The 14,547-nt window shown below is 68.2% G+C and carries 17 protein-coding genes; 11 read left to right on the top strand and 6 right to left on the bottom strand.

All coding sequences use genetic code 11. The features are described 5' to 3' along the window. Positions 1 to 3: 3 nt before the first annotated feature. Both AB0O07_RS19265 and AB0O07_RS19270 read right to left on the bottom strand, forming a co-directional pair. On the bottom strand, positions 4 to 1,194 hold the full coding sequence (locus tag AB0O07_RS19265) for an MAB_1171c family putative transporter (RefSeq protein WP_365634596.1): 1,191 nt from the start codon (positions 1,192 to 1,194) through the stop codon (positions 4 to 6). Beyond that, a complete protein-coding gene (locus tag AB0O07_RS19270) occupies positions 1,191 to 1,682 on the bottom strand; it encodes a regulator component (protein ID WP_365634599.1) in 492 nt (163 codons plus the stop codon). The genes AB0O07_RS19265 and AB0O07_RS19270 overlap by 4 nt, the downstream gene beginning before the upstream one ends. A gap of 405 nt (positions 1,683 to 2,087) precedes the next feature. On the opposite strand from AB0O07_RS19270, the gene AB0O07_RS19275 reads away from it, so the two are divergent. After that, positions 2,088 to 2,921 (top strand): helix-turn-helix domain-containing protein, encoded by an 834-nt coding sequence (locus AB0O07_RS19275; protein WP_365634602.1) that lies wholly within the window; start codon positions 2,088 to 2,090, stop codon positions 2,919 to 2,921. 198 nt (positions 2,922 to 3,119) lie between these two features. Here the strand turns inward: AB0O07_RS19275 and AB0O07_RS19280 are convergent, their stop codons facing one another. Beyond that, positions 3,120 to 3,563 carry a Secondary metabolite protein gene (locus tag AB0O07_RS19280; protein ID WP_365634605.1) on the bottom strand — a complete coding sequence of 148 codons (444 nt, stop codon included), beginning with the start codon at positions 3,561 to 3,563 and terminating at the stop codon, positions 3,120 to 3,122. A gap of 414 nt (positions 3,564 to 3,977) precedes the next feature. Here AB0O07_RS19280 and AB0O07_RS19285 point away from each other — a divergent pair, with 414 nt between their 5' ends. The 9 genes from AB0O07_RS19285 to AB0O07_RS19325 all read left to right on the top strand — a co-directional run bounded on the left by AB0O07_RS19285 (position 3,978) and on the right by AB0O07_RS19325 (position 11,042). Continuing rightward, the gene (locus AB0O07_RS19285; RefSeq protein WP_365634607.1) at positions 3,978 to 4,301 is read left to right on the top strand and encodes a transcriptional regulator; all 324 of its coding nucleotides are present in this window, start codon (positions 3,978 to 3,980) and stop codon (positions 4,299 to 4,301) included. A gap of 1 nt (position 4,302) precedes the next feature. Then, complete coding sequence (locus AB0O07_RS19290; RefSeq protein WP_365634610.1) at positions 4,303 to 5,322, top strand: hypothetical protein; 1,020 nt, start codon at positions 4,303 to 4,305, stop codon at positions 5,320 to 5,322. Beyond that, positions 5,322 to 6,029 (top strand): ATP-binding protein, encoded by a 708-nt coding sequence (locus tag AB0O07_RS19295; RefSeq protein WP_365634613.1) that lies wholly within the window; start codon positions 5,322 to 5,324, stop codon positions 6,027 to 6,029. The genes AB0O07_RS19290 and AB0O07_RS19295 overlap by 1 nt, the downstream gene beginning before the upstream one ends. A 114-nt stretch (positions 6,030 to 6,143) precedes the next feature. Then, entirely contained in the window at positions 6,144 to 6,710 is a 567-nt protein-coding gene (locus AB0O07_RS19300) for a WhiB family transcriptional regulator (RefSeq protein WP_365634616.1), read from the top strand. Then, positions 6,707 to 7,777, top strand: a complete 1,071-nt coding sequence (locus tag AB0O07_RS19305) for a DUF2637 domain-containing protein (RefSeq protein WP_365634619.1) — start codon at positions 6,707 to 6,709, stop codon at positions 7,775 to 7,777. The genes AB0O07_RS19300 and AB0O07_RS19305 overlap by 4 nt, the downstream gene beginning before the upstream one ends. Before the next feature lie 104 nt (positions 7,778 to 7,881). Then, positions 7,882 to 8,106: a hypothetical protein gene (locus tag AB0O07_RS19310; protein ID WP_365634621.1), complete on the top strand. Its 225-nt coding sequence runs from the start codon at positions 7,882 to 7,884 to the stop codon at positions 8,104 to 8,106. Beyond that, positions 8,103 to 8,768, top strand: a complete 666-nt coding sequence (locus tag AB0O07_RS19315; protein WP_365634624.1) for a MobC family plasmid mobilization relaxosome protein — start codon at positions 8,103 to 8,105, stop codon at positions 8,766 to 8,768. The genes AB0O07_RS19310 and AB0O07_RS19315 overlap by 4 nt, the downstream gene beginning before the upstream one ends. After that, positions 8,768 to 10,540 (top strand): mobilization protein, encoded by a 1,773-nt coding sequence (locus AB0O07_RS19320; protein WP_365634627.1) that lies wholly within the window; start codon positions 8,768 to 8,770, stop codon positions 10,538 to 10,540. The genes AB0O07_RS19315 and AB0O07_RS19320 overlap by 1 nt, the downstream gene beginning before the upstream one ends. Positions 10,541 to 10,814: 274 nt before the next feature. Further along, positions 10,815 to 11,042: a hypothetical protein gene (locus AB0O07_RS19325; protein WP_365634629.1), complete on the top strand. Its 228-nt coding sequence runs from the start codon at positions 10,815 to 10,817 to the stop codon at positions 11,040 to 11,042. Positions 11,043 to 11,229: 187 nt separating this feature from the next. Here the strand turns inward: AB0O07_RS19325 and AB0O07_RS19330 are convergent, their stop codons facing one another. Next, the gene (locus AB0O07_RS19330; protein ID WP_365634632.1) at positions 11,230 to 12,036 is read right to left on the bottom strand and encodes a DUF3800 domain-containing protein; all 807 of its coding nucleotides are present in this window, start codon (positions 12,034 to 12,036) and stop codon (positions 11,230 to 11,232) included. 729 nt (positions 12,037 to 12,765) lie between these two features. On the opposite strand from AB0O07_RS19330, the gene AB0O07_RS19335 reads away from it, so the two are divergent. Further along, positions 12,766 to 13,574 (top strand): IS5 family transposase gene (locus AB0O07_RS19335; protein WP_365634635.1). Its coding sequence is split into 2 segments (ribosomal slippage): positions 12,766 to 13,083 and positions 13,086 to 13,574, totalling 807 coding nucleotides; the frame shifts between segments, so codons are not numbered across the junction. A 236-nt stretch (positions 13,575 to 13,810) separates the two neighbouring features. On the opposite strand, the gene AB0O07_RS19340 is transcribed toward AB0O07_RS19335, so the two are convergent. Together AB0O07_RS19340 and AB0O07_RS19345 are read right to left on the bottom strand one after the other, a co-directional pair. Continuing rightward, positions 13,811 to 14,131, bottom strand: coding sequence for an esterase (locus AB0O07_RS19340; protein ID WP_365634638.1), 321 nt, complete (start codon positions 14,129 to 14,131; stop codon positions 13,811 to 13,813). 88 nt (positions 14,132 to 14,219) lie between these two features. Beyond that, positions 14,220 to 14,432: a hypothetical protein gene (locus tag AB0O07_RS19345; protein WP_365634641.1), complete on the bottom strand. Its 213-nt coding sequence runs from the start codon at positions 14,430 to 14,432 to the stop codon at positions 14,220 to 14,222. Positions 14,433 to 14,547 lie beyond the last annotated feature (115 nt).

Below are 14,547 nucleotides of genomic sequence, written 5' to 3' on the forward strand. Positions count from 1 at the left end.
CCATCAGGCTCCAACCGATTCGGTCCTGCCGTCGTCGGCGACACGCACGGGGCCGTGCTGTGCGTACGCGTCGGCCACCAGAAGGAGCCACTCGGCGTCGTCCCGGAGGCTCTTCCTGGCGGAGGCGTCCGCCGTCGCCGGGGCTGCGGCAACCCGAGGGAACCTGCCCACACGCATCGCCGCCAACGCGTCCTTGACGACGGCCGCCTCCACGAAGGCCGCCCTCTTTTCTCCCTGATCTGGTGAAAGCTTGTTCGCGGCCTCTTCCACCTGCTGTGAGCGGTACGGGCGGAGCGCGAGGATCCCGTCGCTGATCTCGATGACTCGTCGTTGGAGAAGGAAGTCGGGTTCCTCGGCCACTTCGCCGCCCAGGTCAGCAGCAGCGAGCACGATCTGCGGCATGGCCTGCGCCATGTCCTGCCAGAGCGGTGCGAGAGCCTCGAAGGACCGCTCCTCCCAACGGCGGCGACGGTACTGGGCGAGCGGATAGGCCACGGCGGGCAGCGTGAGGCCGACGCAGATCAGCAGGACGGCCAGGGCGGGTGAGGTCACGCTGAACACGCAGGGGCCCGCCACCAGCGATGAGCACTTCGAGTGGGCGGGGAACAGGTGGAAGCCGAGCCCGAGTGAGACGAGCACCGTGAGCTTGTAGACCGTGTAGACGAGGGCGAAGCCGCACCCAACGGCAGCCGTACGGAAGCCGAAGCGGACGCTGGCCCTCCGCGATGACCTGGACTGCAAGAGGGCCTGGCGCAGGAAGTCGACGACGGCGAAGCCCAGGTAGGCGATGAAGAGAAGCAGGTAGAGGGCGTAGACCTGCGGGGACCGGTGCGCCATCTGCTCCACGGCGAACAGCAGCGTCATGCCGGACACGGCGGCGGCCAGAAGACCGACGCGCGACCTGGTGCGGCGACGGGCCTCCTCGCGCGGGAGATTCACCTGGAAGGAGACGGCCAGGACCGAGGTCGCCGCGGCGAGAGAGGCGCTGTTGCTCAGCAGGCGGGCCACATGCGGGACGACTGCCTCGACCGTGTCCTCGACCAGGGGCGAGTACGAGGCGAAGGCGGCGGCGAACGACGCCAGGAGCGCTCCCATGGCCCAGGCACCGGCGGGCCTGGGTGTGCCTCGGCCGAATACCCAGTAGCCGGCGGCAGCCGCGAGAATACAAGCCATACCGAGGAAGAGAGCATTCATCGGAAGCGAAACCGACCTTTCTTGACTGGCTGGGAAAACAGGACATCCCAGCTATCTGTGCCCTTATCGGGGGTAAGGGGTGGGAGTTCTCTTTCGCGATAGATGCGCTGGCGAATGACGCTCGCCATCGTCTCCGCTTCGCGTTCGTCGGCGGTCGAATAGCTCGTCCGCCCGGACATTCGCATCACCAGCGTCGGGTTGACTCCGAGTGCGTGCGCGGTTTCCGCGTCGACTTCGAGGCTGCCTGGATGGTCGCAATACACGTGGCACAGTTCGTGCGTCAAGATGTGGCGCTGGTGGTTCACGGACGCTCCCTCCTCGTAGAAGAGCAGGTCAGCCTCTGTGGTCTCCAGACGTATGCCGCACGGGGCATCGATCGCCCCGAGTGTGCTCAGTGGCCTGAGGATGATGGGCTTTCCGCGCAACTCGGTGATTGCGCTGCGCAGTTCTCGCGTGCCGAACCGATAAGGAAGGCCCAAGCGGTCCACTTTTTCCTCGCATGATCTGCGAAGTCGTGTCTCGTTTTTCTGTGACAAGGGCATGGCAATCCCCCTCGGTCTGTGCGGTGCGTCAACTTGCTGCTGGGTGAGGGTTAGAGCATGCCAAGGGGAGACAGGAAGTCGCGCTTCCAGGAATTCGCAGTTCCGATTACCCGTGGTGATTGCCGTCGGAGTGTCGGGCGAAAGCCGAGCGAGGGTGAAACGCTCGTTGATCTTGATTCGCCCCCGACAGCTCCGCATGTTGCGAAGGAGTAAGGCCGGCCGGGATCGAGGTTGAATGATGGACTATCCGTTATGTTCCGCTACGCTGAATGACGGACGCAAGATCCACTGATGGGTGATCACCTTATTTTGTGGCCCATGTCATGTACGGGCTGGTCGTAGTCTCACGCCATGGACTCCTCAAGGGGCGGGCGCCATGACGACGACGAGTCCCTCCCGGAGCTGCTGCGCTCGTGGCGGAAGCGCGTAGCCGCTCGGGCGACGCCGGGGACCGTGGCGTCTCGTCGGCGCTCCGACGGGTTGACGCAGCGCGAGACCGCTCGGCTGGCCGGGGTGAGCGAGCGGTGGTACGGCTCGCTGGAACGCGGTCAGCGCGCGGATTACTCCACGGACTTCCTCGACCGGCTCTCCTCGGTGCTCCGCCTGAGCCCGGCCGAGCGCCACGCCCTCTATCTCGGAGCCGTCGGCCGTCCCCCGGCGCCGGCGGCCGTACCGGAGGCGGATGCCGAGGCCGAGGTCGACGAGGCGCTCCAGGAGTTCCTGAACAACCAAGCCCCTGACCCAGCGTTCGTGACCGACCTGGCCTGGAATGTGATCGCCTACAACGAACCGGTGTCGGAGTGGTTTCCGTGGGGGGCGTACCAGGCCAACCAGATGCGCTGGGCCTTCCTCCAGGACGAAGCCCGTGAACAACTCGTCAACTGGGAGCAGGACTGGGCCCGCCCGTACCTCGGTCAGATCCGCTATGAACGTGCTCGGCACCCGGAGAGTGAGGCGCTCCGGGAGTTGGAGCGCGACATCCTCGCCGGATCGGCCGACGCACGGAAGCTGTGGGACCGCCCGGAGGTCGTCGCGCACCCTGACGGTGACACCCGCAGGCTCAGGCTCCCGGTGCACCACGGTCGGGAAGTGGTCGTCCGTATCCTCGCCCTCCGGCCCATGCGGAGCGATCGGCTGAGGGTGGTGGTGCTCATGGAGCAGGGGCGCGGGATGTCCGCGACCTAGTGCCCCTCCCGGCAAGCTTTGCCCCGTCGCGCCGCCCAGCACGCACGCTCGCCGCGTTGGCCAAAAGCCCTAGTAGCTCCGCTACGAGGACTTCCGGCCGCCTTGCGATCGCACGCACTGGACGACGCTCCTTACGGGGCAAACATTGCCGGTCGCGACACTAGAAGCGCCAAGCCGGGGCGGGCGTTGCCGAGCGGTTCACTCGTCGTCGAGCAGGCCGTCGTCCGGGTCTTCCGGGATCCCTTCCAGCCGTCTCGCCTGGGCGATCACCGTGTTGAGCATGTCCAGGCTCGACGAGCTGAGGCCACTCGCTCGTAGTGCGACCCGGCGAACTCCCTGATCGCGCATGGCGGCGACGAGCTGGATCTCCGCCCGCTGCTTCTCCGCCGCCGCCTCGTCGAAGAAGTACGAGGGGGAGACGCCGAAGAACCCCGCGAGCGCCGCGATGGTCTGCATCTTCGGGTTCGTGTTGGTCCCCGTCCGGAGCTGCTGGATGGCGCTTGCCGAGATGGCGACCCCGGACTTCTCCCGGATCCCGTTCGACACCTCCGCGTACGTGTAAGGGCCTCGGCCCTTCGGGTGCACCTCGCGGAACAGGTAGTCGAGCAGCTCCGCGAAGGGCCGCTCGGTCTCGTTGGTCATCTCCAGCCCTTCGTCACCCCCATGCTATCCACTCCAGTGGTGATCTCGCACATGTGCACGCGAGGCCTCACCATTGCAGTTGACGAGAGTCCGCCATTGCAGTGTACGTTGACCTTCGGTCGGTCACACTGCGATGTTCCGCCCCTGGTCAGAGGGTTGCAAGGAATGGACTTGTGCCCGAGGCCGCCATATGGTTCTGGTCCCCGCGTAAGCGGAGCACCGACCGAAAGACAAGGAGGAAGCGATGCAGACGCGGGGGCCGTGAACCCCAGGAGAGACAGAACCGGCGCCCGGGAGCTACCAACTCCCAAGCGCCGGGCCAGCACCCCGAGGGGTACCGATTCACATCTCGCGGGCGGCGCGCTTCTTCGCACGAGAACGCCGCACGCGCTCCTACGAACAACGGAGTATCGCATGCACACCGCCGACGGCGGAAGTCCGGCCTGCCCGGACACAGCCCGACAGCAGCGTCTCGCGACCCAGCTCGCCGACATGATCCCCGGCCTGGCGACCATCCGCGTCAGCCTCAACGACCCGAGGCAGTCCTGGCCCCACCCGTACACCATCGCGAAGGACGCGGCCGGGGAGACGATCGACCTGAACCGGACCACGGCCAGGATCGCGGCCCGCTGGATCCTGCGAGTCTGGCCCACCCTCGACTGGAACAGGGCCCACACCTTCGACATCGCCACGGCGACCCTCACCCGCAGCGTCCCTGCCGCAGGCCGGGGCCGCTGACATGGCACGGATCCGAACCATCAAACCGGAGGCATTCACCTCCGAGTCCCTCGCCGAGGTGACCGTCGAGGCCGAGCGAACCTTCTTCGGCCTCCTCACCCAGTCCGACGACCACGGCCGTCACCGTGACAACGCGGCCATCATCGCGGGGCTCCTCTGGCCCCTGCGCGCCGAGCACACCAGCGTCCACGTCGAGGACGACCTCCAGCAGCTCGCCAACGCGGGTCTCGTCTGCCGCTACACCGGCTGCGACGGCAGGCGGTACCTGCACATCGTCACCTGGTCCGAACATCAGAAGATCGACAAGCCGAGCCAGTCCCGGCTGCCCGCCTGCCCGGAGCACCACGCGGCGTTCCGGTGCGGACCCTGCAAGGGGATCTGCACCAACAGGACCGAGGCGGCGCCCGCCCCTCACCGAGGATCCGCTGAGGGCGCGTCGAACCCTCCCCGAGCCCTCGGCCGCCCCGCGCCGCCTTCACCAACAGCCGCCGAGGCCAGAGACGAGGCCCCGACCGTCCAGCAGGACAGCCTCGTCGTCCCCGCCGCCATCGCTGACGTGCGAGGGGTGAAAACCACAGGTCAGGCCGCACTCACCGAGGACTCTCCGAAGCCTCCCCGAATCCTCGGAGAGTCCTCGGGGCCTGGATCTAGGATCTTGGATCCTGGATCGTCCTTCCCTACGGGGCGCGGAGCGCCCGCCCCCGACGTCTCGGCCCATCAGCTCGTCGGCGAGTACGTCGGCGCCTGCGACAAGCGCCCGCCCAACGACGTGGTCGGGCACCTCGGACGGGTCGTCAAGAAGCTCCTCGCCGAAGGCATCGACCCGGCGGACATCCGGGCCGGGCTGCGCCTCTTCGCCGCCAACCCCAAGCACCCGAGCGTGCTGACCAGCATGGTCAACGAGGCCATGAACGCCCGCGCCGGCGGTTTGGCGCGGCCGGGATTCGGCCCTAATCTCGCCGCCCACCAGGCATGGACCAACCCGGTCGACGCTGCCGCCGCCTACGCCGAGGAGCTGTGATGGGCACCCGTACCCGCCAACCGCAGCCCCTCGGCAGTGCGGAAACCCTCGACCGGCTGGCCCGCATCCTGGCCGCACGCAACATCGATCCGGCTTCCGTCGAAGACCTGGCCGCCGAGCCCGAGCCGGTCTCGCCGCTGGAGACCCTGTCCGCCGGGATGCCCCCGCGCTACCGGGAGGCCGAGGCCGACCACCCTCAGGTCCTGGCCTGGGCCCGGGAAGTCGCCGAGCAGGCCGTCGCCCCCAGCCCAGGAGCGCGCAGGCAGGCTACGACCGGGCCGAGCCTGCTGCTGGCCGGGGTGGTCGGTGCGGGCAAGACGCACCAGGCGTACGGCGCGATCCGGCTGCTCGTCCGGATGGGCCTCGGAGTCCGCTGGCGCGCGACCACCGCCGCCGACCTGTACGCGGACCTGCGGCCCCGGCCCGGTGTCGACAGCGAGCGGGAGCTGGCGGCCGTCAGCCGCTGCCCGGTGCTGCTGATCGACGATCTCGGGGCGGCCAAAACGTCCGAGTGGGTCGAGGAAGTGACGTACCGGCTGGTCAACCGCCGCTACAACCTCATGCTGCCGACCCTGGTGACCACCAACCTGGCGATCAAGGATCTCCGCGCCTACCTCGGCGACCGAGTCACCAGCAGGCTCGCCCAGATGACCGACCGGGTCGAGTTCGAGCCGGTGGACCGCAGACGCCACCGCGCCGCCGCCTGACGCACCGTACGCCGCCCCCGGTGGGCGCGCCGCCGCAGCGCCGCCACGCACCTCCCGACCCAGCGCACCCCTCCGCCGACGTCCTGCGCGCGGAGGGCGATCGGAGTAACCCGCATGACCACCACGACGATCAACCCTGCCCGCCACCGGTCGCTCGGCGACCAGACCTGGCAGGACGAGGCCGTCTGCCAGAGCACGGAGTACAACCCGGTCGACCCCGACATCTTCTTCCCGGAGCCCGACGAGACCGAGAAGATTTCCACCGCCAAGTCGCTGTGCGACCAGTGCCCGGTCCGCCGCACCTGCCTGGACGCCGCCCTGGAGAGCGGCGACACCGACGGCATCCGGGGCGGACTGACAGAGGAGGAGCGCGGGCCCCTGCACGAGAAGCTGGCCGGCCGCCTCGACTACAGCCGCGTCAACGCCACCATCGCCGGGCGCGACGTCCACCTCACCAAGGCCGAGCGCCGCGCGGTCGTCCACGCCGCCTACCGTCACGGCCTGACCGAACAGCGCCTGGCCTGGCTTCTGAAGATCACCGAGGAGCACGCCCAGAAGCTGTACCGCGAGACACGGCGAGCCCTCCGCAACCGCGACCTGGAGCAGACCCCGGAGCCCATGCTTCCCACCGGGACCGACGACGACCACCTCGGCCGCAGCGACTTCGGGACGGCGGCGTGAGCACCGGAACCGCCCCTAGGACGGCGCGGATCACCGGGTGGGACCGTACGGTCGTCATCGCGCTCGGCGGCGCGGGATGCGCTCTGTCGTACGACGCCCTCCAGCAGATGGCCGTCGCGATCCACATCCGCGGCCTCCTGACCTACCTCTTCCCGCTCGTGATCGACGGCTTCATCGCGTACGGGGTCCGAGCCCTGCTCGTCCTCCGCGACGCGCCATTGCGCGCCCGGCTGTACGTCTGGACCCTCTTCGGCACCGCCACCGCAGCCAGCATCTGGGCGAACGCGCTGCACGCTGTCCGGCTCAACCAAGAGAACCCGGCCGCCCACGGGCTGAGGCTCGGAGACACGGTGGTCGCCGTACTGTCCACCATCGCTCCGCTCGCCCTGGCCGGAGCGGTCCACCTCTACATCCTCATAGCCCGGGGAGCGGTCAACGCCACCGACCGAAGTAACCGACTCGGGCCGGCCGGTCGGCCCGGGGCGGGTGACCAGCCGGAGCGTGCCCCGGCCGTTCGGACCGACCGAGCCGGTCACCCGAAGCCCCCGGTCGGACAGGTCAGCGGGGAGAGGACGCCCTCTTCTCTGACCCGCCGTCCGCGCCCGTCCCTGGACAAGGGCGCTCCGGACGGCCGGTCACTGGCCGAGCCAGGTGACTCGCCGGGCGGCGGTCAGCCGGACACCGGCCCGCCTGGTGGCATCGAGACCGGCGCTGACCAGCCCGGACACCCGGACACCGGCCAAGCGGTCACTCGGCCCCCGGCGGACAGCCGGCTCAAAGCCGGGCAGTCGGTCACCTCGAAGCCGGTCGCTGACCACCCGGTCACCGCGACGCCGGTCACTGCCCCGGGCACGCCGGTCACCGCCACCCGGCGACCTGACCCGGACACCGAGGAACTGCTCGACATCGCGCGGGAAGCGGTCAAGGCCGAGGACAAGCTGACCCGCAAGGTGGTCGCCCAAGCGATCCGCGGTCAGCAGATCCCGCTGAGCAACGACACCCTGACCGCCCTGATGATCAAGCTCCGTCAGCAGCACGGACACGCGGTCACCGCCTCCCGGAACTGACCGCCCGCACCCGGGGGTGGGTGACCGGACCGGACGACCGGGCCGGTCACCCACCCCGATCCCCACATCGCCGACCCGCGTAGCGAACCGGAGACCACCCCGTCATGCGTACGAACCCCGCGACACCGGCCGAGGTCGAGTCCTGGCTGACCGTTCTCCACCAATGCGGTCACCTCTACCGCGCCGACCCCGGCCCCCGGGGCATCTGGACGGTGCGACGCCGTCGCGAAGACCTCCCCTGGACCCTCCACCATCCGGTGCTGGCGATGGACTGGATCGAGGAAGTCCTCCGAGAGGTACGGCAAGAGGACCCCGAGGCGAGCCGGTGACCGGCAACGACCCGGTGGACAGCACGTCCGGACCCGAACGTGACCCCACGGCGGCTCCTGGCGGAGCAAGTTGTCGCGTACGACGGTCCTACGGCCCGTCGTACGCACTTGCCCCCGCCCGGGAGGGCGAGGGAGATCCGGCTGGTCCCCGAGCGAGGGCGCACAGGGACCAGCCGGACCCCCGGCACCAGGGGGCGCCGCTTCGGGGAGAAGCCTCCGACCGGCCCACCAGCCGTGAACAGCAGCGACCGAGCACCCCGCCGTTCCCCGACCGCAAGCCGCGCCGCCGCAGCCGAAACCCCAGCGAGCGCACGCACAAGACGACCATCCGCCTCTCCGACAGCGAGAAAGCCGAGATCACCGCCGCCGCCACGCAGCGCGCCGTCACCGTCGCCCGTTTCCTCGCCGCTGCCGCCCTCGCCGCCGCCCGCGGTTCGACCACCGTCCACACCAACGAACAGCTCGACACCGCCATCGACGAGCTGGCCGCACTGCGCATCGCCCTCTCCAGGATCGGCAACAACATCAACCAGATCGCGTACGTTCTCAACTCGGGCGGACAGCCTCTCAGCGGCGAACTCGATCGCGCTCTCACTGCCTTGACGCGAACCCTCGCCCGTGCCGACGACGCGGCCGATGCCCTGGTGAAGAAGCGGCTCTGATGGTCCCCAAGGTCCGACGCGGCTCCCGTACCCACGGCCTCCTCGTCTATCTCTACGGCCCGGGGAAACGCGACGAGCACATCGACCCCCACCTGGTCGGAAGCTGGGACGGATTCGCACCGGACCCCGGCCGCGACACCAGCGCGGACCCGGACCCGAAGGTGACCCTGGCGCGGCTCACGGCAGCACTCGACCTGCGGGTCAAGCAGGCCGGCAGCACCGCACCGGCCCAGCATGTCTGGCACTGTTCGGTCCGCACCGACCCCGGCGACCGGTATCTGACCGACGCCGAATGGAACACCGTCGCCCGCCGCCTGGTCCACGCTGTCAACCTTGCCCCCGAAGGCGACCCGGACGGCTGCCGCTGGGTCGCCGTACGCCACGCCGACGATCACATCCACATCCTGGCCACCATGGTCCGGGGCGATCTGCGCCGCCCGAGGATGAACTACGACTTCAAGAAGGCTCAGGCCGAATGTCGACGTATAGAGAAAGGGATGGGCCTGCGCCGGCTCAAGCCCGGCGACGGCACCGCAGCCAAGTCCCCCACGAGCGCGGAGCGTTTCAAGGCCGAGCGCATCGGGCAACCCGAGGCTCCTCGCGAGACCTTGCGTGAAGCCGTACGCCGAGCCGTCACCGGGACGGTCACCGAAGAGGAGTTCTTCACCAGGCTCCGCGAGGCAGGTCTCCGCGTGAAGATCCGATACGCCCCGTCCGGCGACGCCATCGGCTACAACGTCGCACTGCCCGGCGACCGTAACCGCGAGGGCAAGCCGATCTGGTACCCCGGCTCCAAGCTGGCCCCCGACCTCTCCCTCCCCAAGATCCGCAGCCGTCTGGCCGTCGGCCCGGCCGACCAGACGACACCGGCGACGGCCACCAGTGGCCGACCGGGCTGGTCCGAGCCTGCCCGGGAACGACGCAACGCCACGGGCATCGCCGAACGGGCGGCCATCCTGCTGGACGGTGACGAAGACGAAGCCGCAGCCCAACTTGTGGGGGTGGGCGAACTCCTGGACGCTGTCGCACAGACCTCCCCGGCCGCCACTCGCGCCGAACTGGGCGCCGCCGCCCGCGCCTTCGAGCGCGCCACCCGCAGCCACGTCCGAGCGGAGCGTGCCGACACCCGGGCGATCCGCTCGGCAGCCCGGGGCATCATCCAGGCTGGCAGCGCCCTCGGTCGTGGTGAGGACGGCGGCACCACCGCCATGCTCCTCTCCACCCTGGTCCTCGTCGCCCTGGCCGCCGCCCGCTGGCACTCCGCCCGAGGCCACGCACAGCAGGCCCACGCCGCCCAGCAGACCGCCGAACATCTTCGAGCCGCCTACCGTCAGGCCGCCGCCACTTCCCTGCGCGCGCTGCACGACACAGCCCGCACCCTGCCCGTGACCGAACGCCGAGCCCACCAGGCCACCATCCGCGCCGTCCTACCCGAAGCAGTCCTGCGGGCAGCCGACTCGTCCTCGAAGACCGATGTCCTGACCGCCACGCTTGCCCAGGCCGAGCAAGCAGGCCACGACCCCAAGTCCCTTCTCCAGCAGGCCATCGACATGCGCGAACTCGACACCGCCGACGATGTGAACGACGTCCTGGTCTGGCGTCTGCGCCGACTCGCCCAACTGCCCGCACACCCGTCCGCCGTCGTCGGTCCCTCGCAGACCGGAACCGGTCGAACCAAGCCCGCCCCCAACCAAACAGGCACCCGGACTCCACCCCCGACAACGCCCCACCCCGCCGTACCGGCCCCCCAAAGCCGACCTACGCGCCGCTGACCTGCGGTCCGCCACCATCAAGGCCCTGCCGGCCACCGTGAAACACCTGGACAGCCGACTTCACCGGCTGCTACGGATGAAACAGAAGGCCCTCCACCGGGAGATGACGCACGTGCCCAGAACCGCTGCCCGCCCAGCAGAGCAGGCCCCCGCCCTCCCTACCGGATCCGATCCCGTACCACAGCCCCGGTACGAGGCACAGCCGCCCAGCGGCCCCGACGCGACTCGTTGCCTCAGCCACCCAGGCCAACTGGCCCTTCGCGGCATCCCCGTGATGTGCACCGCCTGCCGCGCCCGACGCGACTGGCTCCTCATCAACCACGGCCGAAGCATCTGGGTCTGCTGCCGCTGCGGCAACCAATGGCTCGACCCCGAAATCACCCGCACCGACTTCGACGCCCTGATCACCATCCCGGACGGGACGACCTACCCGAGCGTCGAGCAGGGCCTCGCCGCGCTCGGCTTCGATGGGGCATTTGCTGGTACCTACCTGGAGCAATGAACACATTTCTGCAGGTCCGGGGCCTGGCGCGGGGCATTGCTGATCTTGAATGCGACTGACTTGTCGGCGCCTCGGGTAGGCGCATCGTCCCCCGGGACGATTGACTTGTCAGTGCCTGGCTCTACAGTGGGAACCACGCACGGATGGTCGTCTGCCACCGGATTCGGCGGCACCCGCCCCAGGGCGGTTACAGCCGGCTGACGTGCATCCCAAGGTCGCTTATCCACGGGTAAGCGACCTTTGTGGTTTCGTTCCAAGGGCACATCTTGAGGCCGTACGAGGTCAGTGCTGACTGCCCACGGCGATAGAGTCGGGGGTGGAGATGTTCGAGGTAGCGACGCTCGGTATTGCCAAACTTGTCCTTGTCGAAAGCCTTGTAGGTGGCAGACGCGGCGATGTCGGCGAGTTGGAGCATCTCAATGCGCTTTGGCTGGTCGATACAGCCGCCGTGGGGATCAAGAGCAGTCCATTCAATGCGGCAGGTCTCTGAGCCTTCCGCGCGGAGCAGCGCTTCGAAACGGCGGAGCTTCGCAACCTCCATACGGACAATGTGCGCGAGGGTGTAGCTGAGGCTAGCGCTGCAGTCACGGGCGAACCAGGAGAGCCGTTCAAGCAGGTATCGCACGGTGAGAAGGTATGCGTCATCTTCATTGAGGATGCGAGTCTCAGGTGGGAGGAGCCTCTTCGCAACCACGACGGATGAGATGGTCGGCCACTCCTGCTCGCCGAGTAGACGTGCGGCGTGAACCCGTTCCTCGTGTTTGAACTTCTGCCAATGGAGAGTGTCCCCTGGGTGACGTCCGAAGTCGCGTCGAAGGCCAGCCAGGAACTCGCGCGCCAGAGGGATGTTTTCCTCGGCGATGACGACGGCGGACAGGACGAAGTGGTCACTCGCCTTCGGCTTATGCGAGCGGACTCCTGCTTCATCAATGAATGCGTGCAGCCGACGCATGGCCGACTTGTGACGGACCTGCGCTGGCAGGACAACTTCCATTGCCGGGGGCACTTCTTCGGCCCTCCCATCCTGCGTGACGGCGTTGTGTAGTCGACCGTCGATCAGGAACGGCGGCGCCTACATATGGAGGAATGGTGGCACTTGAGAGAGCGCATAGCCACGCAGGTTTCCACAGGTGTTGGGGGTAAGGTCCGAATTCCTGTGGAAAACTGGGCCAGTTCTGTGGACAGGAGGGTGGGTGGATGAGTGGGTGGGCGTGCGGGGGTGGGGTAATTAGCGGCTCTGACCTGCCCCTTCGTGTGATCCGGCCTGTGGATTGAAGATTCTTTTGCTGTGGAGCTCAACTCGATCTGCGCAATGGCCTATTGGTTCCTTTTGTGGTGATTCGATGCGGTGGTCAGGTGAGGCGCTGTTCTCGCTCCGGCACTCCTGATGGTGCGAGGTGCTCAGTTGCGGCTGTTGTGCCCCCGGTAGCACACCACGGAAGTCGCGGCCAGGGCAGGTGTCCTCGCCCTGTATGTGTCCCTCGTACCAGCCGTGGACGGCCGCGTGCAGGATCGCCTCCTCCACCGAGGCTTCTCCGTTGGGGACCGACGCGATGGCGTTGCCGACGACCACTCGGAGCACGGCGTTGTCGGGCGACGGGAACGGTGGGGACAGCATCCGAGAGTCTGACGGCATGGTCGCAGCCTATGAGCTCGTAACACGATCTTGTTGAGATGCCCTGGTAGGCCGTGACCGGTGTGATGATTCGGCCGTTCGTGAGGTGTGGGTACTCGACCGTGGATCGTGGACGATGAGTTGTGGGCGTTGATCGAGCCGTTGCTGCCGCCGTGGCCGGAACGGTCGCAGGGGCCTCGGCCGGTGTCGGACCGGCTCTGCCTGCAGGGCATCCTGTTCGTCCTCTATAACGACATAGCCTGGCAACTGCTGCCGCTGGAGCTGGGGTTCGGCTCGGGGCAGACGTGCTGGCGCCGCCTGGACCGGTGGCAGAAAGCAGGGGTCTTCGACCGGCTGCACCGGATCCTGCTCGCGAAGCTGAACGCCGCCGGCGAGCTCGACTGGTCCCGGGCATGCGTGGATGGCTCCCATATCCGCGCGAAAAAGGGGGACCCGACACCGGTCCGTCGCCGGTCGACCGGCGGAAGACGGGCAGCAAACACCACCTGATCTGCGACGTACGTGGCACTCCGCTGAAGGTGATCACGACCGCGGCCAACGTCAACGACGTCACCCAGACACTCGCCCTCGTCGACGGCATCCCACCCGTCGCAGGACGCCCCGGCCGGCCCCGCAGACGGCCCGAGGCTCTGCTCGGCGACAAGGGATACGACTCAAACCCCAACCGTGACGAGCTCCGTCACCGGCGAATCCTGCCCGTCATCTCCCGCAAGGGATCACCGAACATCAAAGGCATCGGCAAGCTCCGCTACGTCGTCGAGCAGACCTTCGCCCTGCTCCACCACTTCAAGCGCCTCGCAGTCCGTTGGGAACGCCGCACCGAACTTTACGACGCCTTCGTCTCCCTCGCCTGCAGCCTGATCTGCTTCAGACGCCTCAAGAAGACCCACTCATGATCGTGTTACGAGCTCTATGGGTGGACAGAACCGCCGGTCAGCCGAAGGCTGATTGCTGGCCCGGTGGGTTCGTGGCGTCCTATGCGGCTACCGGTCAGCGGGCTATCAGATGTGGGAAAGGGGGCCCTGACGCGAAGTCGCCATCGCGGAGTCATTTCCGGGAATGTGTAGCCACGCTTCAAAGAAGCAGTTGGCCGCCTCGGTACATTGTCCGAGGCGGCCAACTGCATGGTGGGTTATTGGTCTCCGCAAGAGCGGAGAGCGCGGGTGGCGGTGGCCAGGGCTGCGCAGAGGCCGGTGACTTCGTAAAGGGTGGGGCGGACCAGGCAGGGCCAGTTGTCCGGGGCGGCGGGCCAGGAGGCGAGATGGACCTCGCCGGTGGCCAGGCCCAGGTGGGCGGTGACGTTCCAGCCTGAGATGGGGGCCGGTTCCCAGCGCAGGCGGATGCGGCCGAAAGGCAGGCGTGGGGGTTCGGCGGCGAGCCAGGTGACGTCGAGCGGTCCGTCGGGCAGGGCGGAGACGCGCTGGACCAGTGCGCCGCGCGCGTCGCTCGGCATGGGGCGTACGGCGAGGCTGTGCAGGGGAAGAGGGCGCGTGGGAGGGGTGCGTGACGGGATATGAGCCTCCGGAGGTGCGGTGAATGGTTCAGGCCCAGCCGAGGGCGTTGCTGACTGTTGTGGGGAGGTAGTCCTCCTGGCCGTCGTCGGCGATGAACGCCGTGCCGTCCCGGACGACGACCTCCGCTCCCAGGTAGTGGGCGAAGGGAAAGTCCGGGTTGACGGCAAGACGGATCGGCAGGCCGGGGTCGAGGTCCTGGAGCTGGCGCAACAGGTGGCCGACGGTCGGGTAGTGGGGCACTGGAATCTCCGGGGAACGGGTTGTTTTAGGAGCGGTTGCCGGTTGTGCACGGTCATTCCGCCTGGTCTCGCCGCCACTGGCGTTGTTCGGCGCGACGGGCAGTGCGACGGCGGAT

This window comes from Streptomyces sp. NPDC093085 (assembly GCF_040683935.1).
GTDB lineage: Bacteria > Actinomycetota > Actinomycetes > Streptomycetales > Streptomycetaceae > Streptomyces.

What these genes read in the sequence shown, in the direction of transcription:
- AB0O07_RS19320 (WP_365634627.1), top strand. Translation starts at nt 8,768, where the DNA reads ATGGTCCCCAAGGTCCGACGCGGCTCCCGTACCCACGGCCTCCTCGTC.
- AB0O07_RS19275 (WP_365634602.1), top strand. Translation starts at nt 2,088, where the DNA reads ATGGACTCCTCAAGGGGCGGGCGCCATGACGACGACGAGTCCCTCCCG.
- AB0O07_RS19285 (WP_365634607.1), top strand. Translation starts at nt 3,978, where the DNA reads ATGCACACCGCCGACGGCGGAAGTCCGGCCTGCCCGGACACAGCCCGA.
- AB0O07_RS19340 (WP_365634638.1), bottom strand. Translation starts at nt 14,131, where the DNA reads ATGCCGAGCGACGCGCGCGGCGCACTGGTCCAGCGCGTCTCCGCCCTG.
- AB0O07_RS19280 (WP_365634605.1), bottom strand. Translation starts at nt 3,563, where the DNA reads ATGACCAACGAGACCGAGCGGCCCTTCGCGGAGCTGCTCGACTACCTG.
- AB0O07_RS19330 (WP_365634632.1), bottom strand. Translation starts at nt 12,036, where the DNA reads ATGGAAGTTGTCCTGCCAGCGCAGGTCCGTCACAAGTCGGCCATGCGT.
- AB0O07_RS19290 (WP_365634610.1), top strand. Translation starts at nt 4,303, where the DNA reads ATGGCACGGATCCGAACCATCAAACCGGAGGCATTCACCTCCGAGTCC.
- AB0O07_RS19295 (WP_365634613.1), top strand. Translation starts at nt 5,322, where the DNA reads ATGGGCACCCGTACCCGCCAACCGCAGCCCCTCGGCAGTGCGGAAACC.
- AB0O07_RS19325 (WP_365634629.1), top strand. Translation starts at nt 10,815, where the DNA reads ATGTGCACCGCCTGCCGCGCCCGACGCGACTGGCTCCTCATCAACCAC.
- AB0O07_RS19310 (WP_365634621.1), top strand. Translation starts at nt 7,882, where the DNA reads ATGCGTACGAACCCCGCGACACCGGCCGAGGTCGAGTCCTGGCTGACC.
- AB0O07_RS19265 (WP_365634596.1), bottom strand. Translation starts at nt 1,194, where the DNA reads ATGAATGCTCTCTTCCTCGGTATGGCTTGTATTCTCGCGGCTGCCGCC.
- AB0O07_RS19300 (WP_365634616.1), top strand. Translation starts at nt 6,144, where the DNA reads ATGACCACCACGACGATCAACCCTGCCCGCCACCGGTCGCTCGGCGAC.